Here is a 21,754-nt window from a genome sequence, read left to right on the forward strand (position 1 = left end):
CGATCCGCTCAGGCAATCACGGCCGAGATGAAGTCGCGGGTGCGCGCATGCGTCGGTGCGGACAGCACCTGGTCGGGCGGCCCGCTCTCGACGATCCGTCCGGCGTCCATGAACACGACGCGATCGGCGACCTCGCGCGCGAAACCGAGCTCGTGCGTGACGACGATCATCGTCATCCCGCTCTTCGCGAGATCGCGCATCACGGCCAGCACTTCGCCGACGAGTTCGGGGTCAAGCGCCGACGTCGGTTCGTCGAACAGGATCAGTTGCGGATGCATCGCGAGCGCCCGCGCGATCGCGACGCGCTGTTGCTGGCCGCCCGACAGCTCGACCGGAAACGCGCCGCACTTGTGCGCAAGGCCGACGCGCGCGAGCAGCGCGCGGGCCTCTTCTTCTGCTTGCACGCGGCGGCGCTTGAGCACCTGCACGGGGCCTTCGATCACGTTTTCGAGCGCGGTCTTGTGCGGGAACAGGTTGAAGCGCTGGAACACCATGCTCGTCGCGAGCCGCTGGCGCGCGACCTGACGCTCCGACAGCTCGTGGAGCCGGTTGCCCGTGCGCCGGTAACCGGCCAGCTCGCCGTTGACCCACAGCGCGCCCGCGCTGATCGTCTCGAGCTGGTTGATGCAGCGCAGGAACGTGCTCTTGCCGGAGCCAGACGGCCCGATGATGCACAGCACTTCGCCCTGCGCGACGTCGAGCGTGATACCGTGCAGCGCCTGGAAATCGCCGTACGACTTGCGCACGTCGACCGCGCGAACGATCGCGTTCGTCATGACGTTCTCCTTACGGTTGTGGGTCGTGCCGCTCATTTTCGGCCCGCCGCGCGGCCTGCGCCGCGTGCGAAGCGCCGTTCGACACGAGCCTGCGCGAACGACAGCACGGTGACGACTGCGAGATACCAGATGCCCGCGACGATCAGCAGCTCGATCACGCGCGCATTCGCGTAGTAGATGTTCTGCGCGTTGTGCAGCATCTCGGCGTACTGCACGACGCTCGCGAGCGACGTCAGCTTGACCATGCCGATCAGCTCGTTGCCGATCGGCGGCACGATCACGCGCATCGCCTGCGGCAGGATGATCCGGCGCAGTGCCTGCAGGCGCGCCATGCCGATCGATTTCGCGGCCTCGTACTGGCCGGTGTCGACCGACAGCAGCCCCGCGCGCACGACTTCCGACGTATACGCGCCCTGGTTGATGCCGAGCCCGAGCACCGCCGCGAGGAACGGCGTCATCACGTCGACGGTCCGAAACTCGGCGATCCCCGGGATGCCGAGCGTCGGAAACACCAGCGCGAGGTTGAACCACAGCAGTAGCTGGAGGATCACCGGCGTACCGCGGAACAGCCAGATGTAGCCCTGCGCGATCGCACCGAGCACCGGGTTCGACGACAGCCGCATCACCGCGGTGATGACCCCAAGCACGATGCCGAGCGTCATCGCGAGGACGGTCATCACGATCGTGTTGCCGAGGCCGGTCAGGATCGAGTGCGCGGTCAGGAACTGGCCGACGACGCGCCATTCGATCTGCCCGCGCGCGAACGCGAGCGCCACGTAGGCGAGCGCGGCGATGATCGCGATCGACGCGACATAGCGGCCCCAGTAGCGCCGGCGCACGCGCACGAGTGCGGCGGTGTCGTCCGCCGCGGCGACGGCCGCGGCCGGTGCGCCGTGGAGACGGTGCGAATCGGATGCGCTCAGCATGACGGCCCCCGGTAGTCGGCCGCCCACGCGGCCTGGCGTTCGATCGCGTTGCTCAGGCGGCCGATCTGCTCGCGCACGCGCGCGGGCGACGTGCCGCCGGCGCCGCCGCGAGCGGCGACGGCCGCGTCGAGCGTCAGATGCGCGCGCACCGCCGGTGCGAGGCGCGGGTCGACGGCCTGCAGCTGCTCCGTGCTGGCATCCGCGAGCTCGATGCCGTCGCGTTCGCACGCGCGCACGAGCGCGCCGGTGATCTCGTGCGCCTCGCTGAACGGCACGCCCGACAGCGCCAGCCAGTCGGCGACCTCGGTCGCGAGCGTGAAGCCGAGCGGCGCCTGGCGGCGCATCTCGTCGACGTTGACGCGCATCGTGCGGATCATCCCCGCCATGGCGGGCAGCACGAGTTCGAGCGTGTCGATCGAATCGAACGCGGCGATCTTGTCTTCCGCGAGATCGCGGTTGTATGCGAGCGGCAGCGACTTGAGCGTCGCGAGCAGGCCGGTCAGGTTGCCGATCAGGCGCCCCGCCTTGCCGCGCGTGAGTTCCGCGATGTCCGGGTTCTTCTTCTGCGGCATGATCGAACTGCCCGTCGCGTAGCCGTCGTCGAGTTCCACCCAGCGGAATTGCCGGGACGTCCACAGGATCACTTCTTCCGACAGGCGAGACAGATCAACCGCCAGCATGCTGGTGACGAACGCGAATTCGGCGACGTGATCGCGCGCGGCCACCGCGTCGATCGAGTTCTCGCACGGCGCGTCGTAACCGAGCTCCTGCGCTGAAAGATCGGGGTGCACGCAGATCGCCGAGCCGGCCAGCGCGGCCGCGCCGAGCGGCGAGCGTGCGGTGCGGCGGTCCCAGTCGACCAGGCGGTCGGCATCGCGATACAGCGACTGCGCATGCGCGAGCAGCTGATGACCGAACACGATCGGCTGCGCGGGCTGCAGGTGGGTGAAGCCGGCGGTGACCGTGTCAATGTGCCGGCTTGCCTGGCCGACCAGCGCATCCTGCAGGTCGAGCACGCCGCGTACGAGCTGGCGCGCCTTGTCGCGCAGGTACAGACGCAGGTCGTTCGCCGCCTGGTCGTTGCGCGAGCGCCCGGCGCGCAGCTTGCCGCCGAGCGCCGGCAGCCGCTGCGTGAGCACGCGTTCGAGGAACGTGTGCACGTCCTCGTCGGCGAGCGAAGGCGCGATCGCGCCGGCCGCATGGTCGCGCGCGATACCGTCCATCGCGGCCAGCAGCTGCGCGAGCTCGTCGTCATTCACGATGCCGGCGCGGTTCAACTCGCGTGCATGCGCGCGGGAGCCTGCCAGATCGTACGGGACGAGTCGGTAGAAACTCGGATCGGAGCGCGACAGGTTCTGCAGCGCCTCGGACGGTTTCGACTGAAAGCGACCGCCCCACAGGCGCTCGATCGGTTCGGTAAGGCTCATTGCGGACGACCTCGTCTCGGTTGGAGTGCCCTCACTGTAGGCATTCAATTTTTTTTGTTGTAGCGAGAAATTGAATCCGCTTAAATGAAATTTTTCTCAGCACCGTCCTCGCCGACACGCTCGCCGATGCGCAACCGCCTCCCCCCGTTGAACCCGCTTCGCGCGTTCGAGGCCGCCGCCCGGCGCGGCAGCGTATCGGCCGCCGCCGACGAACTGCACGTGACCGCGAGCGCGGTGAGCCACCAGATCCGGATTCTCGAGAGCACGCTCGGCGTCGCTCTATTCGTCAGATCAAAGGCGCGCGTGAAGCTTACGCCCGAAGGCGAAGCGCTGCTGGAGCCGGTCGGCACGGCGTTCGACATCATCGCGAACGCCACCGTCAGGCTCGATTCGCCGGCCGCCGTCGGCGATCTCGTCGTGTCGACGCCGCTGTCGCTGACGTCGCGCTGGCTCGCCCGGCACATCGGCGATTTTCTCGAGCGCTATCCGGGCATCCATCTGAAGGTGATTCCGTCGAACGACGAGCGCGAGATCTATTCGCCGGATGTCGACGTCTGCATCCGCTACGGGGAAGGCAACTGGCGCAACCGGCACGTCGAGCTGCTCGAGCATCCGGCGCTGTTCCCGGTCGTGAGCCCCGCGCTGATGAACGGGCGCGATGCGATCCGCAAGGTGCAGGATCTCGCGGGGCGCACGCTGTTCTGCGAGCACGCGGGCTCGTGGATGCGCTGGCTGGCCGAAGCGAAAGCCGACCGGCTGCCGGGCATCCGCATCCTCGAGATCGGCAACGCGCACATCGGCGTCGAAGCCGCGGTGCACGGCCAGGGCGTCGCACTCGGCGACAGCCTGTCGGTGCGCGACGACCTGATCGACGGCACGCTCGTGCGGCCGTTCAGCGAAACGGTGCCGTCACGTCATGCGTACTATCTCGTCACGCGTCACGAGCTGACCGAGACGCCGCTCGTGACCGCGTTCACCACCTGGTTGCGCGCGCGGCTCGCGTAATGCGCGCGCTCGCTTGCGGTCGCGCTGGACGTCAGGAAACGAGGCTCGCGAAGTCGTCCCACACCAAGACGATGTTTTGCGAACGCCAGATCGGCCCCGCATCGACGTACTCGCCCGCGAACCGGCCGTTCAACGCCTCGTAAAACGCGATCGCGGCCGCGTTTCCCTTGACGACACTCAACGCGGCGCCCGGATACCGTAACGCTTGCAGATGCGTTGCGAGTTGCGCAAGCAGCATGCGGCCGATGCCGCGGCGCTTGAAGAGGGGATCGACGTAAAGAAACTTGATTTCGCCACGGCCGCCGAAAATCGGCTCCGACGGCGCGCCGGCTGCTCCGATGCCGACGATCCGGTAACCGGATTGCGCCACGAGCACCAGCTGGTCGCGCTCGTTCGACGCCAGCTTCTCCCGCCATTTCCTGCCGCGATACTGCTCGTCGAGGGCGGCATGCGCATGCGCGGGCGCGAGATCGCGATAGGTATGCCGCCAGACGTCGACGTGAAAATCGGCGATCGCCTGCGCATCGTCGAGGCTGGCGGACCTGATCGATATTCCGGACATGGAGGACTCTCTCGGGCGGCTCGGCGCGCGCGGGCGCGGCGCACACGCCGGATTGTCGGTGTTCCGGGCGACGATGTCAGCACCGCGCAGGCGTGGCCGATCAGCGCGCAACGGCTTCCGTGTTCCGGACGCTGCCCAGAAAGCGCGCCAATTCCACCGTCTGCGGCCGCTCGAAGATCTCTTCGGCCGTCCCGCTCTCCCACACCCTGCCCTGGTGCATGAAGACGATCCGGTCGCTCACCGCACGCGCGAAGTTCATCTCGTGCGTGACCATGATCAGCGTCATGTCCTCGCGCGCGAGTTGCTCGACGACGCCCAGTACCTCGCCCACGAGTTCGGGATCGAGCGCGGACGTGATTTCGTCGCACAGCAGCACGCTCGGCTTCATCGCCAACGCACGCGCGATCGCGACGCGCTGCTGCTGGCCGCCCGACAGCTGCTCCGGGAACGCGTCGAACTTGTCGCCGAGGCCGACGCGTTCGAGCATCAGCTCCGCGATCGCGCGCGCCTGCTGGCGATGCGTGTTCTTCACGACGGACTGCGCCAGCATCACGTTTTGCCCGGCACTCAGATGCGGAAACAGGTTGTATTGCTGGAACACCATCCCGACCTTGAGCCGCAGCGCACGCAGGTCCGCGTGCCGCGCATCGACGCGTTCGCCGTCGATCGAGATCGTACCCGCGTCGATGCTCTCGAGCCCGTTGAGCGTGCGCAGCAGCGTGCTCTTGCCCGAACCGCTGCGGCCGATGATCGATACGACCTGCCCGCGCTCGACGGAGAAATCGATGCCCTTGAGCACATGATGGGTGCCGAAGTTCTTTTCGAGACCACGGGTTTCAACGAGCGGCATGCCATCTCCTTTGCAACGTGCGCGCATAGCGGGTAAGCGGATAACAGAGCGCGAAATAGATCAGCGCGACGAGGCCATACACGACGAACGGCCGGAACGTCGCGTTCGAGATCGCGATGCCGACCTTCGTCAGCTCGGTGAAGCCGATGATCGATACCAGTGCCGTATCCTTCACGGCCTGCACGCCGAAGCCGACCGTCGGTGCGATCGCGATGCGGGCGGCCTGCGGGAGGATCACGTGACGCAACTGCTCGACGTAGCTCATGGCCAGGCTCGCCGACGCCTCCCACTGCCCCTTCGGCACCGCCTCGACGCAGCCGCGCCAGATTTCCGCGAGATACGCGCTGGTGAAGAACGTCAGCCCCGCCGTGGCCGCGACCCACGGCGGAACGTCGAGCCCGACGAGCGGCAGGCCGAAGAACACGATGAACAGTTGCATCAGCAACGGGGTGCCCTGGAATATCTCGATATACAGCTTCGCGCAGCCGCGCAGCACGGTCGAACTTGACACGCGCATCACGAGCAGCCCGAGGCCGACGAGGCCGCCGGACACGAACGACACGATCGACAGCACGATCGTCCAGCGCGCGGCCAGCAACAGGTTTGTGAGAATCTGCGCGAACGTGAAATCGGTCATCGCGCACCTCGTACGCGGCGAGAGAACAGGCGGCGCCCCATCGTGCCGAGCGCGCCACGCACCAGCAGCGCCATCGCCAGATACGCGAGCGTGATGACGAAATACGTCTCGAATGCGCGGAAGTTGCGCGACTGAATGTAGCCCGCCGCATAGGTCAGATCGGCCACCGAGATCTGCGACACGACCGCCGAACCGAGCATCGTGATCACGATCTGGCTCGAGAGCGCGGGAAACACCTTGGCGAGCGCCTGGGGCAGCACGACATGGCGCAGCATCTGCGCGCGCGACATCGCAAGCGCCGATGCCGCCTCCAGATGCCCGTTCGGGACGGCGGCGACACCCGCGCGCACGATCTCGACCGAGTACGCGCCGAGATTGAGCGTCATCGCGAGAATCGCGGCCGTGTATTCGTCGATGTGCACGCCGAGCGCAGGCAATCCGAAGAAGATGAAGAACAGCTGGACGACGAACGGCGTATTGCGGATCGCCTCGACGTACGCGCCGATCAGCGGGCGCAGCCGCACGGCCGCGGGAGCATCGGCGCTGTACGCGGCCGCGCCGAGCACGCCGATCGCCACGCCGAGCACGGTTGCGACCGCAGTCAGCGCAAGCGTGATCGCCGCGCCGCTCGCGAACACGCCGGCGTATTCGGCGAGCTCGCCGAATTGAAGCTGATAGCTCATGACGATTGAGTAAATTCGGGTTCTGACAATGACACCCGCCGCACCGGCGGTGCCGGCCGCGGCGAGGTATCAGGCGGCACGGCGGTTCGTCACAGGCCGGCCGGCAACGGCTGGCCGAGCCACTTCCTCGACATCGCACCCAGTGTGCCGTCCTGCTTCGCATGCGCGATCGCATCGTCGATCTTCGCGAGCAGGCGCGGTTCGTTCTTGTTGACGCCGACGAAGCACGGCGAGTTCTTGATCACGAACTTGACCTCGGGCCGGCGCGGCGGATTCTTCGCGAGAATCGCCGCCGCGACGATGTTGCCGGCGGCGATCAGTTGCACTTGCCCCGACAGGAATGCCTGGATCGTCGCGTTGTTGTCCTCGAAGCGCTTGATCGTCGCATTCGGGGCGAGTTGCGACAGCGCGATCTCCTCGAGCGCGCCGCGCGTGGCGCCGACCGTCTTCCCGGTCAGGTCGGCGGGCGCGCTCACCTTCACGTCCGCCGGCCCGAACACGCCCTGGAAATACGGCGCATACGCCGTCGAGAAGTCGATGACCTTCTCGCGCTCCGGCGTCTTGCCGAGCGACGAGATCACCATGTCGACCTTGTTGGTCGTCAGATACGGAATCCGGTTCGCGCTGTTGACGGGCACCAGCTTCAGCTTCACGCCGAGCGATTTGGCGAGCAGCTCGGCCATGTCGATGTCGTAGCCCTGCGGCTGCATGTCCGTGCCGACCGAGCCGAACGGCGGATAGTCTTCAGGCACCGCGACGCGCAGCGCGCCGCTTTTCGCGATGGTGTCGAGCGCGTCGGCATGGGCCGGCGCAGCAGCGAACAGCGCCATCACGGGGGCTGCGATCAGCGCAGCCAGCCAGGTGCGTCGGGGAAACGGTCGAGTCGTCGGGCTCACGGTGAATCTTCCTTGTCTGGTATGTCGTCGGGCAGCGCGCAACCGTTGCGCGGCCAAGGCAACTCCAGCAAAAACCGGGCCATCACCGTGTAACGCTTGCCGCGCCGGCACAAGACAGGAATTCCGGCGAACTGCATTCCTCATTTCGGTGCATGAACCGGCGCCGGCGGCGGCGGTTGCCCTAGCAATGCGCGCCGGCGCACCAAATTACCTAACCGGTTCACCCTGGGGATTCGGACTCCGGCGTATTGGACGGCTGCCGGCTTCTGATCATCGAACGTGGATAGCCCGTCTTTCCGTCAGACGGTGTCCAGACGGCGGCCCGTACGTCGCGCGAGAAACGGTCAGCCTGAAGAACGGCAAGGTGTTCGAAAACGCGTGCCACCATCACACCATCGAGACGTTCCACAATCCGGCGCTGACCAGCACGACGGCCGCCGACGACTGGCGCGCGCCAGGCGTCGGTCTGGTCAAGTCGGTCGCGGATACCGCAGGCACCCGGATCTTCACGCATGAGCTCGAGTCGGCGACCGTTGCCGGCAAGTCGTATTGAACGTGGGTGCCCCGACGCTCGCGGGTGTGCCGTCAATGATGCGTGTACAACCGAGGCGCCGCGGCATGATTCGGGATCGCGGCTCCCGAGTCGGCCCCCGCCCCGTATGCAGGCCCATAGCCCGACACATCGGCCTGCGGCGTCGATTCGGAAGACCGGATGCGTGCCTCGGCCTGCTGGATCGATTGCGGATAGTGAATGTCCTTGCGGGCCGGGTTGTAACCGGCCTGCTCGACCTGCTTGATCTGCGCGCGGACTTCCGCTCGGGTCAGGCCGCCGCCTGATTGAGCTGCCAATGCGAATGCGGGGATGATGGCCGCCGCCAGCACGATGGTACGGATTGCGAATTTCATGATCTCGACCTCCAGTGAACAGGGCCGGCATCCGAGGACACCTCTTCTGCCGTAGAGACAGCATGCTCCGCCAAACTGAAGGCAACGTTAACTTCACGTCGTCGAACGCATCGGATGTGAAAGACAGGGGCGGACCCGGAATCGCCGCTTCGGTCACGCCGATGACGGCAACGTCACGCGCACGCCGAACCCGTTGCCGTTCAACCCGTCGATGTACGTCAGACTCCCGCCGAGTTTTGCCACGATGCGCGCGACGATGGACAGCCCCAGGCCGCTGCCGCTTTCGTCGTGATCCGCACCGCGAAAGAAGCGATCCTGCAGTCGGGACAGATCTTCTTTCGAGACGCCCGGTCCGTCGTCCCGTACCTGCAGGCGGATCGCGCCGGCATCCTGCCACGACGTGATTTCGACGCGCCCTTGCTCGCGACCGTACTTGATCGCGTTATCGACTAGATTGTCGAGCAGGACGCGCAGAAGCGTCGACGATGCATGTGCGATAACCGGACCGCCGACGCATGAAATCAGCGACATCTGCTTGCGATCGGCGCGCGCCTGGTGGTCGCCGATGCAGGTCTGCACCACGCGTGCGAGATCGACGTCCTCGCCGGGCATCGGGACGGTTTCGTCAAGTCGCGCCAGTGCAAGCAACTGGTCCGCCAGATGCGTGCTTCGGTCTACGCCCTCGACTACCCGTTGCATCGCGCGCCGCTGACGGTCCGGATCGCGTGCGGTAAGCGCGACCTGTGCCTGAACCTTGAGCGCGGCGAGCGGGGTCTTGAGCTCGTGCGCGGCGTCGCTGGTGAATGCGCGCTCGCGATCGAGCGAGCCGCGCAGACGTTGCAGCAGCGTGTTCAGTGCGGCAACCAGCGGCCGCACTTCGTCGGGAATGCCCTTCGTGCGGATTGCATCGAGGCTGTCGGGGGAACGTGCGGCGATTGCCTCCGACAGCGTCCGTAGCGGCGTCAGGCTGCGTCCGATCGCCAGCCAGATCAACACGGCCAGCACGGGCAACGCGAATGCGAGCGGCCGCGCGACACGGCGCGCCACCTCCGCGGACAAGTCCGAACGGTGCGTGCGTTGTTCGAAGATGCGCACGGTGCGGCCGCGCGCGGCATCGGTCATCACGTACGCGTGCCACTTCGAATTGCCGAACCGGATCGGGCTTGATGCGGCAGCGGGAGACACCGGCAGATGGAGCGAGTCGAGCCCCGGACTGGCGGCCAGGATTCGTCCGCCCGCGTCACTGATCTGATACAGCATGCGCGGTGATGCATCGTTGTCGCCATCGTTGTCTTCCCCCGAGCCGAGGACGATGTCCGCGAAGACCGGCAGATCGGACGCATCGAGCGCGACGAACGCTCTTGCGATCTGCTCGAGGCGGGTTTCGTCCCATTCCTCCGCTTCGTGAATCGCCTGGCGATAGCTCGACACCAGCGAATACGCCCAGACCACCACGACACCCGACAGCACCAGTAAGGTCAGCCGTTGCCGGATCGAGCGCATCACGACGCTTTCTCCACCACGTAGCCGACACCTCGAATCGTGCGGATCAATTCGGCCCCCAGTTTCTTGCGCAGATTCGACACATGCACTTCGATCGCATTGCTTTCGATTTCTTCGTTCCAGCCGTAGAGGCTGTCCTGGAGCCGGGCGCGCGAGAGCGGGCGACCCTGGTTGGCCAGCAGTTCGACCAGCAACGCGCATTCGCGCGACGTCAGCCCGATCCGTTCGGTGCCGCGCGTCACCGTCATCAACGAAGGATCGACCGACAGGTCGCCGTATTCGATCGTGTCGGTGCTCCGGCCCTGCGAGCGTCGCACGAGCGCACGGCATCGGGCGATCAGTTCGGTCAGGTCGAACGGCTTGCCAATGTAGTCGTCGGCGCCCGCACTGAGGCCGCTCACGCGATCGGCCACCGTGTCGCGCGCGGTCATGACCAGCACCGGCGTATGGTCGCGGCGCTTGCGAAGCCAGTCGAGCAATTCGACTCCCGACATGCGGGGCAGGCCGAGATCGAGCACGACGAGGTCATACGGCGTGGTTTCGAGCGCGAGCTGCGCATGCCTGCCATCGTGCGCCCAGTCGACCGTCATGCCGGCCTCGATCAGGCCATCCTCCACCCCGCTGCCGATCAGTTTGTCGTCTTCCACGAGTAACACCCGCATGGTGTCGCGTTCCTTTTGGTCGGGACATTGCGTCCATTGGCGCACGATAACCGCAGAAACCGACCGGCATCAAGCACGGCGGGAAAAATCCGGTCCTTAAGAATCCGTTAACGTCGGCATTCTATGGTCGCCGTCACCGACACTCGCAATCGAATCGACGACCATGAGCAGACTACCGTTCCGACTCCATTTTTGCGCAACGCTGGGCGCGTTGCTTTTCGTGGCTGCCGCGCCGGCGTCGGCAGGCGAGATCAAGACGCTGATGCGAGACATGAAGCATGCGATGCAGGGTGCCATGAACAGCCGGGCAATCCCGGAAATGAGCGGCTACGTGGCCCGGCTCGAAAGCGATGCGCAGCAGGCGAGCCGCCAGCGGTATCGCGATGACCAACCGACTTACGACGAAGGCATGCGCACATTGCGGGATGAATTGACCGAGGTCGACCGGGCCATCCAGGCCAATGATCTGTCGGCCGCCAAGCAGGCGCTGCGGCGAATCAACGGATCGAAAAAGCACTATCACGACCTGCTCGGATAACCCGAGCAGGGCACGCTTTCACCACTGAACAGACATTCCCGTCATGAAAACCAATACCCGCTATCCGCTGTCGATCAGCCTGCTGCACTGGCTGCTGGCCGCCGCGCTGATCGGCAACCTGATCGTCGGCTTGCTGCTCGACGACAACGAGGACCTCGTCAGCCTGCACAAGTCGATCGGCATCGCCATTCTTGGGCTCGTGGCGCTTCGTATCGTGAATCGGCTGCGTATGCGCCGCAGCCTCCCGCCATCGGTCAATCCGGCCGGCACGCTGAACCATTTCGCGGAACGCAGCGTCCACGGGCTGCTTTATGTGCTGATGTTCGCCATTCCCGTGCTCGGGTGGATGAAGACGAACGCGGCCGGGCACACGGCCAGCTGCTTCGGGCTCTTCTCGCTACCGACCCTGGTGCCCAGGAGTCGCGAGCTGTCGCATTGGCTGGGAGAACTGCACGCGCTGACGGCTTACGGGCTCGCCGCGCTGGTCGGCCTGCACGTGCTGGGCGCGGTGGCGCACAAGCTGTTCAGGTCGGAGAACGTGTTTCCGCGCATTCTGCCTTTGCCCGCGCGCGTCGCCCGGCAGCGGGTCCCGTCCGGTGACCGGAATTGAGCGTCGAGCACGTCACCATGCCGTTGACCGTGAATGCCGGCAAACGCCTGATTTGAACCTTCGGTCGGGCCCTGGATGCCGGTGAGGTCGTCCTGGCAAGGAACATGGCATTCAACGTGGCAACGGCCATGCACTCGACGCAATCGAGCCGCCATTTCACCCGGCACTGCGAAGACGAACGTGCTTGACGAAGGTCAAGCCGGTAGACGGCTCTCGTGCGAAAAATTGCCGTGTACAAGACCGTCGGTTGTCACCGGGAGACATTCATGAATACCAGCACTTCACCCGTCCAGGCAGTCTCCGCCTCCCAGCGGGTATTGATCGCCGTCGACGGTTCCACCGCATCCACACATGCCCTCGCGTATGCCAAAGCGTTCCTCCCGTCGAATGCCGCGGTGCATATCGTCAGCGTTGCGGAAAATCCGCGAACGCTCGTCCCGCTCGGGTCGAAAGCCACGGCATTTCTCGAATCGGCCCGCGACGAATTGTTGCGAGACGCATCCGACGCGCTGTCGCGCGCCCAAAGCGCCATTTCGCGCGACGACATCTCGATCGACACGGAAGTCATCGACTTGTCCACGCACGGCGGGGATGTCGTGCATGCGCTGGCCGAAAGTGCACAAGCCTGGCAGGCCGAACTCATGATCGTCGGCACACGTCAGCATCATGGCCTGCTCGGATGGATCGAGGGAACGGTTTCCGGCCCGCTCGGCAAGCTCGTTGGTTGCCCGCTGCTCATCGTTCCGGAAGGTTTTGCGTCGGTCGCCGAGCACCTGCCGCGGCGGATGCTGTTCGCTGTCGACGGAAGCCCGATTGCGCTCCACGCATTGCAAACGGGGTTGAAATTCTCGCGTCCCGAGACCGAATTCCGGGCGATACACGTGCTCGATCGCCCCACATCGCTGGGTGATTTCGTCCCCGTCGAGACGCTGGAAGCCGCGTTGGTCAGCGAAGGCAATCGTGCACTGCAAAAAGCCATGGCCCTGCTCGATGGCACACCCGCGCACTCGCAGTCTCAACTGATTCAAACGGATCGCACCGGCGCGGACGTGCCTCACCTGATCGTGAACGACGCCATCGAATGGAGCGCGGACATGATCGTCATGGGCACCCATGGGCGGCGCGGCGTCACGGGCTGGCTCGTCGGCAGCGTGGCCGGACGCGTTGCGCGCATCACGAAAACGCCGGTTCTTCTGGTGAGTGCGCCGCATGCGTGACGCGTTTCAGGGTCACGCATCCGCTCCGACGGCGTGGAACAGTTCCTCCTCCTGAGCGCAATGCAGGCGTACGATCGCTTCCAGCCCGTACAACAAGCGCTGTATCGCCTGCACCTGCAGGGCGTTCGTTCCGTCTCGCGGCAGGTCCGCGACCATCTGCCTGAGCGATCGGACCATCTTGAAGATCTCCCGGTGTGCGCCGCTCATCGCCGCTAGCGGGTCCTCGCCACCGAGAAGCGGGGCGAGTCGCGCGTAGACGTCCCGATCCTCGGCGCGTTCGTGCGGCAGCAGCCGTTCGTCCAGCGAGTCGATCACGTGGACAAGCTCACTGGCGATGGCTGCCCCGGATAGTTGCGGCATACGATCCGCGAGATCCCTGATCTGGTCCAGCAACGGTGACAATGCCGTGTGCTCGCGCTTGAGTTGCTCGACGTCGACATCGGCGAGTCGGGCGTCCGTTGGCCTCGGGCGAACCAGCAGCACGCGTAACGCATTGATGATGACGACGACGTCGATGACTTCCTGAATGACCGCACCGGCAATCGGCTGCAGGAATCCGGCCGCCGCAATCGTCATTGCGACGACCGACAGCGACATGCCAGCCACCACGCTCTCGAGTGCGATTCGGCGCGACCGTCGTGCGATACGTATCGCATCCACGAGTCGATCCAGCCGATCCACCAGCAGTACCACGTCGGCGGCTTCGGATGACGCGGCCGCCCCCCGCGCACCCATCGCGATACCGACGTCGGCGGCCGCGAGCGCCGGCGCGTCGTTCACGCCGTCGCCGACCATGATCGTCACGCCTTCCTTGCGCGCGGCCTGAATAGCGGCAAGCTTGTCCGTCGGCGTCTGCTCGGCACGCACGTCGGTAACACCCAGCAACTCGCCGACGGCCTGGGCAATGTCTCGCCGGTCGCCGGTCAGCATGACGAGGCGCTCGACGCCTTCTCGTTTCAACAGACGCAATGCCCGCGGCGTTTCCAGCCGCACCTGGTCGGCCATCTGAATCGCACCGATCATGACACCATCGACGCCGACGAACACGGCAGCCCCGCCCTCGTTGCCGACCCGCTTGAGGAACGCGTCGCTCCAGGGGGCGACCGTTGAAGAGGCGGCGACGTATCCGAACTTGCCGATCGCGACGGTTCGGTTGTCGACCCGGCCTGTGACGCCCTCGCCCGCCGTTTCCATGACGACCGATGGCGGCGACAGATTGATCCGGCGTTCCCGCGCGGCGACCGTCAGCGCATCCGAAATGACGTGTCCCGAAGCCTGTGCCAATGACGCCGCGAAACGCAGCACATCGCCCGCGCCAACGTTCGTGCCGCATTCGATCGCAACGATGCGTGCCCGCCCTCCCGTCAGCGTCCCGGTCTTGTCGAAGAACAGAATCGTCGCTTGCGCGAGACGTTCGAGCGCGCCCCCGCCCTTGACCAGGATGCCGCGTTTCGAACAACGCGACATGCCGGACACGATGGCGACCGGCACGGCGAGGATCAACGGACACGGCGTGGCGACGACGAGCACGGCGAGCGCGCGTGTGACGTCGCCGGTCAGCAGCCACGCGGTGCCGGCGACGAGCAGCGAGGCGAGCACGAAGAATGCCGCGTAGCGATCCGCGAGACGCACGGCCGGACCGCGCTCGTGTTGGGCGCGCTCGACCATGCGGACGATGCCCGCAAACGTGCTGTCGCCTGCCGTGGTGCGGGCGACCATTTCAAATGGCGCGCCTGCGTTGACCACGCCGCTGCATGCGGTTTCGCCGGAACGTCGCCGCTGGGTGGACGACTCGCCCGTCAACATGGACTCGTCCAGTTCCGCGTCGTCGGTCAACGTGCCGTCGACCGGCGCGCATTCGCCGCTACGCACGAGCAGCCTGTCACCCGGAACGATGGTTTCCGGCGCGACCGAACGCCATTCACCGTTCTCGAACCGGGTCGCCTGCCGGGGGGCACGGCCGAGCAGCGCGGTCATCTCGCGTTGCGCGCGGTCTTGCGCATACCGCTCCAGCGTCCGGCCGCTGGCCAGCATCAATGCGATGACCGCGGCGGTCAGCGTCTCGTCGAGCGCGATTGCCAGGCCGATCGCCAGCCATGCGAGCACGTCGATGCCGGCCTGCCGTTTCGCCACGGCCTTCGCAAGCGACACGGTCAACGCGAGCAAGACCGGCACCGTACCCACCAGCCAGACGCCCCGCGCGAGTGAAAGCAGACCGAACGCCACGCACATGCCCCCCGCGGCAAGCGTAGACGCTGCAAGGACCAGCAACGCGAGATCGATCGACCAGCGGATTCGGGACATGACCATTCTTCCGATTGCCGTGCACGGCGGGGTTCGCCGCATCCGGTTCCGGTTGCTCACGGCGTGGCATCAGTCTAGGAAATGCCGCGGTTCGACCGTTGACCTGAGTCACGGCGAAGCGCGTCACGCGAACGACCGGCACGGCGCGATGCTTGACGTGAGTCAAGCGGGCGGCGCCTTTCGTCAGCACAATCGAAGCGTGACACTGAAGCGCCTGGAGGCGATATCGTGCTGACGCTGGCGGTACTGTTTCTGCTGATTCTTCTGCTGAATCTCATGCCGGCGTTCGCCCCGCCCACGTGGATGGCGATGTCGTGGGTCGGGTTCAACCTGCCTGACGGCAATCCGCTGATCTTTGCCATCGTGGCGGCCGGCGCGGCGACGACTGGCCGCGTCATCCTGGCGACCTTCGCAAGATCGCTCGTGCGCGCCCGCTGGATGCGGCAATCGGATCGCGAGAACATCGACGTCGCCACGCACTGGCTGCGCAAGCACAGGACGCTCACCGCCGGGGCGTTCTTCTTCTATGCCCTGAGCCCGCTTCCGTCGAACTATCTGTTCATCGCATACGGCCTTTCCGGATTGCCGCTCAGGATCATTGCCGCGGCGTTCTTCGTCGGCCGCGCCGCGACCTATGCGATCTGGGCGCACCTCGGCCGCCTTGCGTCGACCCGGCTGGACGTGGAGTCCGGGCTCGAAGGCACTTATCTCGGCGGATACTTCATCGTCACGCAACTGGCGTTGCTCGGCGTCGTCTTCGCGTTGATGAAGCTCAATTGGCGCGCGCTTCTCAAGGAACGCCGGTTGACGTTCCGGCGCGGCCATCCTCCGCGCGGCGCGGAATGACACCCGGCATGCACGCCGTGCCGATCGGCCGCACCGGCTGACCGGCCGACCGGTGCCGCTTACCGGCCGCGCATCCCGGACGCGGTTTCAGCGATGCGTTCCCGCTTGCGCGGATCGACGTGGGTCATCACGTTCAGGACGCGGTGATGCTTCATCACGCGAGCACGCGCGTCCACCGCGATGTCGTGCCCTTGCGCAACCGTGAGATCGGCGTCGATGTCGAGATGCACGTCGACGAGGATCAGGTCGCCGGTCTTTCGCGTGCGCAGGTCGTGCACGTCGAGCACGCCCGGCGTCGCGCGCAGCGTCGCGCGGATCGCCTGCACGTCTTCGGCGTCGGCCGCCCGATCCATCAGGTCGTGCAAGGCGTCCCAGCCGAACGTGGCGCCCATTTTCACGATCATCCCGCCGACGATCAGCGCGGCGACGGGATCGAGCAGCGGATAACCGAGCAGGTTGCCGACGATGCCGCAAGCGACGACCAGCGACGATGCGGCATCCGAACGCGCGTGCCATGCGTTGGCGACGAGCATGCTCGACTTCACTCGCGTGGCGACCGCGAACATGTAACGGAACAGGCTTTCCTTCGCGGCGAGCGCGACGAGCGCGACCCAGAGCGCCGCGACGTGGACGCGCGCGATCGCTTCCGGATGCTCGAGCTTCTGGATGGCGGACCAGAGCATCCCGCCCCCCACCAGCAGCAGGATTGCGGCAAGTGCCAGCGACGCGCCGGTTTCGAAGCGCTGATGGCCGTAAGGATGCTTTTCGTCGACGGGCTTGCGGCTATGGTGACTGGCCAGCAGCACGACGAAATCCGCGATCAGGTCGGACAATGAGTGAATCCCGTCCGCGACGAGACCTTGCGATCGGGACAGGATGCCGATCACCACTTGCGCGATGCTCAGCGCGAGGTTGACCGCCACGCTCACCCAGGTGCTTCGCGTGGCCGCGGCGGCCATCGCGGGCGTCGCTTCAGCGACGGTTTCCGAAACAACGTCGGGATTTCTTGACATCACGATTCAGGTCACTTTCCAGGGTTGAGCAAGGCCGCACGTCACGTCGAAAGCTCGTCGAACGCGATCAACGCATGTGCCGCGTACATCATCGACGGGCCGCCGCCCATGTAGACGGCGACACCGGCGACCGCCTCGATCTCCTCGCGCGTCGCCTTCAGCTTGATCAGCGATTGTATGTGGAAACCGATGCAGTCGTCGCAGCGGCACGAGATCGCGATGCCTAACGCGATCAGCTCGCGGGTCTTCTTCGTCAGCGCGCCCTCTTTGGTACCGGCCGCGCCCAGTGCGCCGAAGGCGGACATGAGGTCTGGCTGCGATTGCCGAAGCTTGCGCATCTGCTCGGCGACTTCCGCGGTTCTTTCACGATAGTGCAATGAATTCGACATGGCTGGCAGCTCCGACAGGACAGGAATCGAGTGGGCGCACCACGCTTCGTCGCCGTGACGCCGAATGATGAGCCGCACGTTTGACAACAGCATGATCGCCGGCACTCCGCGGGGACTTGATCTGCGGCAAAGGTTCGATCGTCATCTTTGCGTACGGTTGAAACCATGCAAACGATTTGGAGAGCGTCATGTCCGCAGTGAGCAGGTTCACCGTTTCGTGCCTGATCGGCGTCGCGGTCGCGATGACGGCCAGTCTGGCCGATGCACAGCCGCGCCAGCCCGCTGGCGGTTCCGCCGTCGAGCCGGGCGGTATGATGTACGGCAGTCAGCTGATGACACCCGCCGAGCGCAGCGCATACCGTACCCGGATGCTCGCTGCGGCATCGGACGCCGAGCGCGAGAAAATCCGCGCGGCGCATCACGCCGAGATGCAGAAGCGCGCAAAGGCGCGCGGTATCAAGTTGCCCGACGTTCCACCCAGGTGGGGCATGCATCGGGGGCAAGGCATGGGCACGGGCATGGGGCCGAGCTACATGCACGGCCAGCCTGGCGGCCCTGCAAGCGGCGCCGCCGGCCAGTGATCGCGTGGCACGGCGTGCGCGGCGACGGGCACGCCGTGCCGGTCGCGATCGGCTGCTCGCGTAGCCTGCCGTGACCTGTCGAACGCGTGCGGTCTGATCGTAGATGTACATGGTCGACTAGTGCGTGGCCGCGTCCGTTGCATCGGCAACCGGCCACGAGACGACCACGCGCAGGCCGCCGAGCGCTGGCGATCGACCTACCTCGATGTCCGCGTCATGCGCGGCTGCGATTCGCCGTACGATCGACCAGCCGAGGCCACTCCCGCCCGGCCGGGCTCCCTGCGGCCGAAAGAACCGTTCGCCGAGCCTGTGCAGGTCGTCGTCGCCGATACCCGGGCCGCCGTCTTCGACCCGTAGCACGGTGTGCCCTTCCCGTCGGCAAACCGAAACGGATATGTGCGCCTGTGGCGGGCTGTAGCCAATCGCATTGTCGACCAGGTTGCGCACCATCGACTCGAGCAATGGTTCGTTGCCGCCGACGACGCATGGCGATGGCGCATCGAGTTCCAGCCGCTGCCGTTTTCCGATCGACCGTGGCGCAGCCTCCGCGACCACCCGTTTCGCCAGGGCCGATACGTCGACCGGTGCACGCTCCGTCAGTGCGCCCGCATCGAGACGCGAAAGCAACAGAAGCTGATCCACCAGGCGCGCGGCCCGATCGCACCCTTCGAGCACGCCGCGCAGCGCATGCCGGCGTCGCTCGTCATCGGGCTCCGCCATGGCGACCTGCGCCTGTGCCTTGACGGCCGCGATCGGCGTGCGCAACTCGTGAGCCGCATCGGCAGTGAATCGGCGCTCCGCGTCCATGACGGTGCGAATCCGTTCGAACAGCCGGTTCAGCGCATCCAGCATCGACCGCATCTCGAGCGGTGTCCGATCCGGCCGAATCGGATCGAGCGCCTGCGGATTGCGCCGCGCCAGCACTCGGCCGAAATCGCGCAGCGGTGCCGTGCCACGGCGAACCGCCCAGCCGATGGCGAGCACCAGCAACGGCAACGCGGCCGCCATCGGCCAGAATGCACTGCGCATGACGGCGCGCAGGATCGATTCGCGTGAATCGATTCGCTCGCCCACGAACACCTGAACGTCGCTGCGCACGCCGTGCACGACGAATACCCGCCACGCATTCCCGTCGATCACGACGGTCCAGAATCCGGAGGCCCGATCGCGTCCGGTCAGCTCGGGCGCCACCATCGGCTTCGCCGGTGCGTTTTCGGAATGCAGGCCGAGCCGCCCGTCATGAAACACCTGAAAGGCCACACGCGGGCCGTACGGATGAAGGATCGGCGCGTCGATCGCATTGTCGTCGTCATCCGGCCCGCGCGCCTGCTGCGCGACGAGCAGTGCCGCCGCCTGCGCGAGATGGCCATCGAGCAACCGGTCGATCTCGCGCTGCGCATCCAGCCAGGTCAGCATCAGCGTCGATAGCCAGACACCGAGAACCACGGCCGGCACGAGCGTCAGCAACCGGCCATGCAACGAACGCGCGGGCAGCAGGGTTTTCATGCATCGCCCCGCATCAGCACGTAACCCACGCCGCGCACCGTTCGGATCAGCTCGCTGCCGAGCTTGGCGCGCAGGCGATGTATGTGGACCTCGACGGCATTGCTCTCCACCTCCTGCCCCCAGCTGTACAGATACTGCTCGATCTGCTCGCGCGACAGAACCCGGCCGGCATTCAGCATCAGGATGTGCAGCAGGTCGAGCTCTCGCGTGGACAGCGCGACCGGCACGCCGGCGCGGCGCGCGGTTCGCGACGCGGGTTCCAGCTCGACGTCCTGCGCGTGAAGCCGCTCGGTCGGCCGACCGTGGGACCGCCGGACCAGCGCTCGCAGGCGCGCACCGAGCTCGTACAGGTCCACGGGCTTGATCACGTAGTCGTCGGCGCCCGCGTCGAGCGCCTTGATGCGGTCGGGCACGGCATCGCGCGCGGTCAGGACCAGGATCGGCGACGCCATGCCGTCGCGGCGAATGCGCTGCAGGACATCCATGCCATCCACGAGCGGCAGGCCGAGATCGAGGACCGTCGCGGCATGAACATGCGCGCGCAGCTCGCGCTGGGCCGCGTCGCCGTCACGCACCCAGTCGACCTGGAACCCTTGCTGGCGTAATCCGGCGCGGATTCCGTCGCCGAGCAGGACGTCGTCTTCCACGAGCAGGATGCGCACGATCGAGCACTCCGCCGGTGGCCGTCAGTCGTCGTCCCCGCCCGCGCCGTGCGCGGGGCGGCCGGTGTCCGTCGCGACGGGCCGGTCCGCTCGAGCGGGCTGCGGTGCCGCCTGCCATTGCGTCCACCACCAGCCGATCACCGCGGCCGTCATCACGACAGCGATCCCCCACCACGCACGCCGGATGCCGTCGATCGGTGCACCGCGCTTGTAGCCGGTCACCATCGCGCCGGCCAGATTCTCACGATGCACGACGCTGCTGACGAGAACGGCGGCGACATGGAACACGACGAGCGCGAGCATGGCGTTCGCCGCACCCTCATGCAGATCACCGAACGACTCGCCGTTTCCGGTGTAGGCCCCCCAGCCGGTCACCCCCGTGACGACCATCATCGCCAGCATAGCGACGATCGCCACCGCGCCGGCGGGGTTGTGGCCGACGTGATGTTCGGGCCGGCCTTTCGCGAGGCTCAGGACGTAGCGGAAAGCGGCCGCCGGCGAACGCACGAACGACGAGAACCGCGCATGACGCGTGCCGGCCACGCCCCAAACGACGCGAAACGCGACGAGCGCCAGCATCGTGTAGCCGAACGCGACGTGCATCAGCCGCCATCGCTCGCTCTCGGCGGTCAGCCACGCGCCGGCGAAGGCAATGACGCTCAGCCAGTGGAATACGCGCAGCGGAGCGTCCCAGACCAGTATCCGTGCGGGACGCGAGGGTGCCGGTTCACCGTGTACTCGGGATGCGGACGAATCGTTCATCGAAATTTCCTTTGTCTGCTTGCGTATGACATGCGGCGCAATTCGACGGCCGCTTCACTGCAGCGCTGCGCCACACGGACGCAGGAACCTCGTCGTGCGTGGCGGCGAACCACGCCGACCGGGTAATCCTGTCTTCCGGGGGACGGCGCGCCGCGCCGCCCGTCGCGGCATGTGCCGTCAGCCATGTCTCCAGTTGCCCGATCGTTGTCCGGTCCAGCGTCGCATCGGTGCCGAAGTGATGGTCGAGACCGTTCAGGATGCGTCGCCACGATTCGGCGGGCAGCGCCCCGGGCGGATAGGCGACATGGCAGGTCGCGCACTCCTGCCGGTACTTTGGCAGTAATGGAATCGCGACGCTGCGCATTTCGTCTTCCGCCCGTGCCGCGCACGGCAGCAGCGACATCAGCAGCATCGCGAGCACGCTTGCGCGTGCATGGCGCCGCGCGGCGATCCTGCGCGGCGACTTCGTCGAGTCGATGTTGTTCATGATCGT

General features: G+C 66.2%; 27 protein-coding genes. 8 read left to right on the top strand and 19 right to left on the bottom strand.

Going from position 1 to position 21,754, the window contains the following annotated elements:
- Positions 1 to 8 precede the first annotated feature (8 nt).
- The 3 genes from BTE28158_RS13625 to argH are packed head-to-tail and all read right to left on the bottom strand — an operon-like array spanning position 9 to position 3,129.
- Complete coding sequence (locus BTE28158_RS13625) at positions 9 to 812, bottom strand: amino acid ABC transporter ATP-binding protein (RefSeq protein ID WP_151050376.1); 804 nt, start codon at positions 810 to 812, stop codon at positions 9 to 11.
- Positions 809 to 1,702, bottom strand: a complete 894-nt coding sequence (locus BTE28158_RS13630) for an amino acid ABC transporter permease (RefSeq protein ID WP_151050378.1) — start codon at positions 1,700 to 1,702, stop codon at positions 809 to 811. Before BTE28158_RS13630 ends, BTE28158_RS13625 begins: the two co-directional genes overlap by 4 nt.
- Entirely contained in the window at positions 1,696 to 3,129 is a 1,434-nt protein-coding gene (argH, locus tag BTE28158_RS13635; protein WP_174919922.1) for an argininosuccinate lyase, read from the bottom strand. Before argH ends, BTE28158_RS13630 begins: the two co-directional genes overlap by 7 nt.
- 126 nt (positions 3,130 to 3,255) lie before the next feature.
- Between argH and BTE28158_RS13640 the strand changes: the two genes are divergently transcribed.
- On the top strand, positions 3,256 to 4,134 hold the full coding sequence (locus tag BTE28158_RS13640; protein ID WP_124625148.1) for a LysR substrate-binding domain-containing protein: 879 nt from the start codon (positions 3,256 to 3,258) through the stop codon (positions 4,132 to 4,134).
- Positions 4,135 to 4,165: 31 nt separating this feature from the next.
- Here the strand turns inward: BTE28158_RS13640 and BTE28158_RS13645 are convergent, their stop codons facing one another.
- From BTE28158_RS13645 to BTE28158_RS13670, 6 genes are all read right to left on the bottom strand, one after another.
- Complete coding sequence (locus BTE28158_RS13645; RefSeq protein WP_151048662.1) at positions 4,166 to 4,696, bottom strand: GNAT family N-acetyltransferase; 531 nt, start codon at positions 4,694 to 4,696, stop codon at positions 4,166 to 4,168.
- 100 nt (positions 4,697 to 4,796) lie between these two features.
- Positions 4,797 to 5,546, bottom strand: coding sequence for an amino acid ABC transporter ATP-binding protein (locus BTE28158_RS13650; RefSeq protein WP_059681034.1), 750 nt, complete (start codon positions 5,544 to 5,546; stop codon positions 4,797 to 4,799).
- The gene (locus BTE28158_RS13655; RefSeq protein ID WP_151048663.1) at positions 5,533 to 6,183 is read right to left on the bottom strand and encodes an amino acid ABC transporter permease; all 651 of its coding nucleotides are present in this window, start codon (positions 6,181 to 6,183) and stop codon (positions 5,533 to 5,535) included. The genes BTE28158_RS13650 and BTE28158_RS13655 overlap by 14 nt, the downstream gene beginning before the upstream one ends.
- Positions 6,180 to 6,866: an amino acid ABC transporter permease gene (locus BTE28158_RS13660; RefSeq protein WP_151048664.1), complete on the bottom strand. Its 687-nt coding sequence runs from the start codon at positions 6,864 to 6,866 to the stop codon at positions 6,180 to 6,182. Before BTE28158_RS13660 ends, BTE28158_RS13655 begins: the two co-directional genes overlap by 4 nt.
- Positions 6,867 to 6,955: 89 nt before the next feature.
- Entirely contained in the window at positions 6,956 to 7,762 is an 807-nt protein-coding gene (locus BTE28158_RS13665) for a transporter substrate-binding domain-containing protein (RefSeq protein ID WP_059602822.1), read from the bottom strand.
- Positions 7,759 to 7,899, bottom strand: a complete 141-nt coding sequence (locus tag BTE28158_RS13670) for a hypothetical protein (protein WP_170296414.1) — start codon at positions 7,897 to 7,899, stop codon at positions 7,759 to 7,761. Before BTE28158_RS13670 ends, BTE28158_RS13665 begins: the two co-directional genes overlap by 4 nt.
- Positions 7,900 to 8,126: 227 nt before the next feature.
- On the opposite strand from BTE28158_RS13670, the gene BTE28158_RS13675 reads away from it, so the two are divergent.
- A complete protein-coding gene (locus BTE28158_RS13675; RefSeq protein WP_239007288.1) occupies positions 8,127 to 8,315 on the top strand; it encodes a hypothetical protein in 189 nt (62 codons plus the stop codon).
- 32 nt (positions 8,316 to 8,347) lie between these two features.
- Here BTE28158_RS13675 and BTE28158_RS13680 read toward each other — a convergent pair whose 3' ends face one another.
- The 3 genes from BTE28158_RS13680 to BTE28158_RS13690 form a co-directional block, all read right to left on the bottom strand.
- Entirely contained in the window at positions 8,348 to 8,668 is a 321-nt protein-coding gene (locus tag BTE28158_RS13680; RefSeq protein ID WP_151048665.1) for a DUF4148 domain-containing protein, read from the bottom strand.
- Between the two features lie 153 nt (positions 8,669 to 8,821).
- The gene (locus BTE28158_RS13685; protein ID WP_170296415.1) at positions 8,822 to 10,171 is read right to left on the bottom strand and encodes an ATP-binding protein; all 1,350 of its coding nucleotides are present in this window, start codon (positions 10,169 to 10,171) and stop codon (positions 8,822 to 8,824) included.
- Positions 10,171 to 10,833 (bottom strand): response regulator, encoded by a 663-nt coding sequence (locus tag BTE28158_RS13690; RefSeq protein ID WP_151048667.1) that lies wholly within the window; start codon positions 10,831 to 10,833, stop codon positions 10,171 to 10,173. Before BTE28158_RS13690 ends, BTE28158_RS13685 begins: the two co-directional genes overlap by 1 nt.
- A 163-nt stretch (positions 10,834 to 10,996) precedes the next feature.
- Here BTE28158_RS13690 and BTE28158_RS13695 point away from each other — a divergent pair, with 163 nt between their 5' ends.
- From BTE28158_RS13695 to BTE28158_RS13705, 3 genes are all read left to right on the top strand, one after another.
- A complete protein-coding gene (locus tag BTE28158_RS13695) occupies positions 10,997 to 11,371 on the top strand; it encodes a cytochrome b562 (protein ID WP_059602810.1) in 375 nt (124 codons plus the stop codon).
- A gap of 43 nt (positions 11,372 to 11,414) precedes the next feature.
- Positions 11,415 to 11,981: a cytochrome b gene (locus tag BTE28158_RS13700; RefSeq protein ID WP_124906112.1), complete on the top strand. Its 567-nt coding sequence runs from the start codon at positions 11,415 to 11,417 to the stop codon at positions 11,979 to 11,981.
- Positions 11,982 to 12,247: 266 nt separating this feature from the next.
- Positions 12,248 to 13,198 (top strand): universal stress protein, encoded by a 951-nt coding sequence (locus BTE28158_RS13705; RefSeq protein WP_151048668.1) that lies wholly within the window; start codon positions 12,248 to 12,250, stop codon positions 13,196 to 13,198.
- A 12-nt stretch (positions 13,199 to 13,210) separates the two neighbouring features.
- Here the strand turns inward: BTE28158_RS13705 and BTE28158_RS13710 are convergent, their stop codons facing one another.
- Positions 13,211 to 15,502: a heavy metal translocating P-type ATPase gene (locus BTE28158_RS13710; RefSeq protein WP_151048669.1), complete on the bottom strand. Its 2,292-nt coding sequence runs from the start codon at positions 15,500 to 15,502 to the stop codon at positions 13,211 to 13,213.
- Here BTE28158_RS13710 and BTE28158_RS13715 point away from each other — a divergent pair.
- Entirely contained in the window at positions 15,501 to 15,737 is a 237-nt protein-coding gene (locus BTE28158_RS13715; protein WP_151048670.1) for a hypothetical protein, read from the top strand. The genes BTE28158_RS13710 and BTE28158_RS13715 overlap by 2 nt on opposite strands.
- The gene (locus BTE28158_RS13720) at positions 15,731 to 16,348 is read left to right on the top strand and encodes a hypothetical protein (protein ID WP_124901656.1); all 618 of its coding nucleotides are present in this window, start codon (positions 15,731 to 15,733) and stop codon (positions 16,346 to 16,348) included. The genes BTE28158_RS13715 and BTE28158_RS13720 overlap by 7 nt, the downstream gene beginning before the upstream one ends.
- A 59-nt stretch (positions 16,349 to 16,407) precedes the next feature.
- Here BTE28158_RS13720 and BTE28158_RS13725 read toward each other — a convergent pair whose 3' ends face one another.
- Positions 16,408 to 17,361, bottom strand: a complete 954-nt coding sequence (locus BTE28158_RS13725; protein WP_151048671.1) for a cation diffusion facilitator family transporter — start codon at positions 17,359 to 17,361, stop codon at positions 16,408 to 16,410.
- A 41-nt stretch (positions 17,362 to 17,402) separates the two neighbouring features.
- Positions 17,403 to 17,750, bottom strand: a complete 348-nt coding sequence (locus BTE28158_RS13730; RefSeq protein WP_151048695.1) for a carboxymuconolactone decarboxylase family protein — start codon at positions 17,748 to 17,750, stop codon at positions 17,403 to 17,405.
- A 188-nt stretch (positions 17,751 to 17,938) separates the two neighbouring features.
- Between BTE28158_RS13730 and BTE28158_RS13735 the strand changes: the two genes are divergently transcribed.
- Positions 17,939 to 18,331 (top strand): hypothetical protein, encoded by a 393-nt coding sequence (locus BTE28158_RS13735; RefSeq protein WP_151048672.1) that lies wholly within the window; start codon positions 17,939 to 17,941, stop codon positions 18,329 to 18,331.
- A gap of 117 nt (positions 18,332 to 18,448) precedes the next feature.
- Here BTE28158_RS13735 and BTE28158_RS13740 read toward each other — a convergent pair whose 3' ends face one another.
- Genes BTE28158_RS13740 through BTE28158_RS13755 form a run of 4 tightly spaced genes read right to left on the bottom strand, consistent with a single transcriptional unit; the run spans position 18,449 to position 21,748 of the window.
- Entirely contained in the window at positions 18,449 to 19,837 is a 1,389-nt protein-coding gene (locus BTE28158_RS13740) for an ATP-binding protein (RefSeq protein ID WP_151048673.1), read from the bottom strand.
- On the bottom strand, positions 19,834 to 20,499 hold the full coding sequence (locus BTE28158_RS13745) for a response regulator (RefSeq protein WP_151048674.1): 666 nt from the start codon (positions 20,497 to 20,499) through the stop codon (positions 19,834 to 19,836). The genes BTE28158_RS13740 and BTE28158_RS13745 overlap by 4 nt, the downstream gene beginning before the upstream one ends.
- 24 nt (positions 20,500 to 20,523) lie before the next feature.
- Positions 20,524 to 21,261: a cytochrome b/b6 domain-containing protein gene (locus BTE28158_RS13750; protein ID WP_151048675.1), complete on the bottom strand. Its 738-nt coding sequence runs from the start codon at positions 21,259 to 21,261 to the stop codon at positions 20,524 to 20,526.
- Entirely contained in the window at positions 21,227 to 21,748 is a 522-nt protein-coding gene (locus BTE28158_RS13755; protein WP_151048676.1) for a diheme cytochrome c, read from the bottom strand. The genes BTE28158_RS13750 and BTE28158_RS13755 overlap by 35 nt, the downstream gene beginning before the upstream one ends.
- Positions 21,749 to 21,754 lie beyond the last annotated feature (6 nt).

Source organism: Burkholderia diffusa (assembly GCF_902499115.1).
Classification (GTDB): Bacteria; Pseudomonadota; Gammaproteobacteria; order Burkholderiales; family Burkholderiaceae; genus Burkholderia; species Burkholderia diffusa.

Coding starts and splice junctions, on each gene's coding strand:
- BTE28158_RS13640 (WP_124625148.1), top strand. CDS start 3,256: ATGCGCAACCGCCTCCCCCCGTTGAACCCGCTTCGCGCGTTCGAGGCC.
- BTE28158_RS13710 (WP_151048669.1), bottom strand. CDS start 15,502: ATGTCCCGAATCCGCTGGTCGATCGATCTCGCGTTGCTGGTCCTTGCA.
- argH (WP_174919922.1), bottom strand. CDS start 3,129: ATGAGCCTTACCGAACCGATCGAGCGCCTGTGGGGCGGTCGCTTTCAG.
- BTE28158_RS13740 (WP_151048673.1), bottom strand. CDS start 19,837: ATGAAAACCCTGCTGCCCGCGCGTTCGTTGCATGGCCGGTTGCTGACG.
- BTE28158_RS13730 (WP_151048695.1), bottom strand. CDS start 17,750: ATGTCGAATTCATTGCACTATCGTGAAAGAACCGCGGAAGTCGCCGAG.
- BTE28158_RS13715 (WP_151048670.1), top strand. CDS start 15,501: ATGACCATTCTTCCGATTGCCGTGCACGGCGGGGTTCGCCGCATCCGG.
- BTE28158_RS13725 (WP_151048671.1), bottom strand. CDS start 17,361: ATGTCAAGAAATCCCGACGTTGTTTCGGAAACCGTCGCTGAAGCGACG.
- BTE28158_RS13690 (WP_151048667.1), bottom strand. CDS start 10,833: ATGCGGGTGTTACTCGTGGAAGACGACAAACTGATCGGCAGCGGGGTG.
- BTE28158_RS13685 (WP_170296415.1), bottom strand. CDS start 10,171: ATGCGCTCGATCCGGCAACGGCTGACCTTACTGGTGCTGTCGGGTGTC.
- BTE28158_RS13705 (WP_151048668.1), top strand. CDS start 12,248: ATGAATACCAGCACTTCACCCGTCCAGGCAGTCTCCGCCTCCCAGCGG.
- BTE28158_RS13700 (WP_124906112.1), top strand. CDS start 11,415: ATGAAAACCAATACCCGCTATCCGCTGTCGATCAGCCTGCTGCACTGG.
- BTE28158_RS13630 (WP_151050378.1), bottom strand. CDS start 1,702: ATGCTGAGCGCATCCGATTCGCACCGTCTCCACGGCGCACCGGCCGCG.
- BTE28158_RS13680 (WP_151048665.1), bottom strand. CDS start 8,668: ATGAAATTCGCAATCCGTACCATCGTGCTGGCGGCGGCCATCATCCCC.
- BTE28158_RS13645 (WP_151048662.1), bottom strand. CDS start 4,696: ATGTCCGGAATATCGATCAGGTCCGCCAGCCTCGACGATGCGCAGGCG.
- BTE28158_RS13625 (WP_151050376.1), bottom strand. CDS start 812: ATGAGCGGCACGACCCACAACCGTAAGGAGAACGTCATGACGAACGCG.
- BTE28158_RS13670 (WP_170296414.1), bottom strand. CDS start 7,899: ATGCAGTTCGCCGGAATTCCTGTCTTGTGCCGGCGCGGCAAGCGTTAC.
- BTE28158_RS13755 (WP_151048676.1), bottom strand. CDS start 21,748: ATGAACAACATCGACTCGACGAAGTCGCCGCGCAGGATCGCCGCGCGG.
- BTE28158_RS13735 (WP_151048672.1), top strand. CDS start 17,939: ATGTCCGCAGTGAGCAGGTTCACCGTTTCGTGCCTGATCGGCGTCGCG.
- BTE28158_RS13650 (WP_059681034.1), bottom strand. CDS start 5,546: ATGCCGCTCGTTGAAACCCGTGGTCTCGAAAAGAACTTCGGCACCCAT.
- BTE28158_RS13750 (WP_151048675.1), bottom strand. CDS start 21,261: ATGAACGATTCGTCCGCATCCCGAGTACACGGTGAACCGGCACCCTCG.
- BTE28158_RS13695 (WP_059602810.1), top strand. CDS start 10,997: ATGAGCAGACTACCGTTCCGACTCCATTTTTGCGCAACGCTGGGCGCG.
- BTE28158_RS13660 (WP_151048664.1), bottom strand. CDS start 6,866: ATGAGCTATCAGCTTCAATTCGGCGAGCTCGCCGAATACGCCGGCGTG.
- BTE28158_RS13655 (WP_151048663.1), bottom strand. CDS start 6,183: ATGACCGATTTCACGTTCGCGCAGATTCTCACAAACCTGTTGCTGGCC.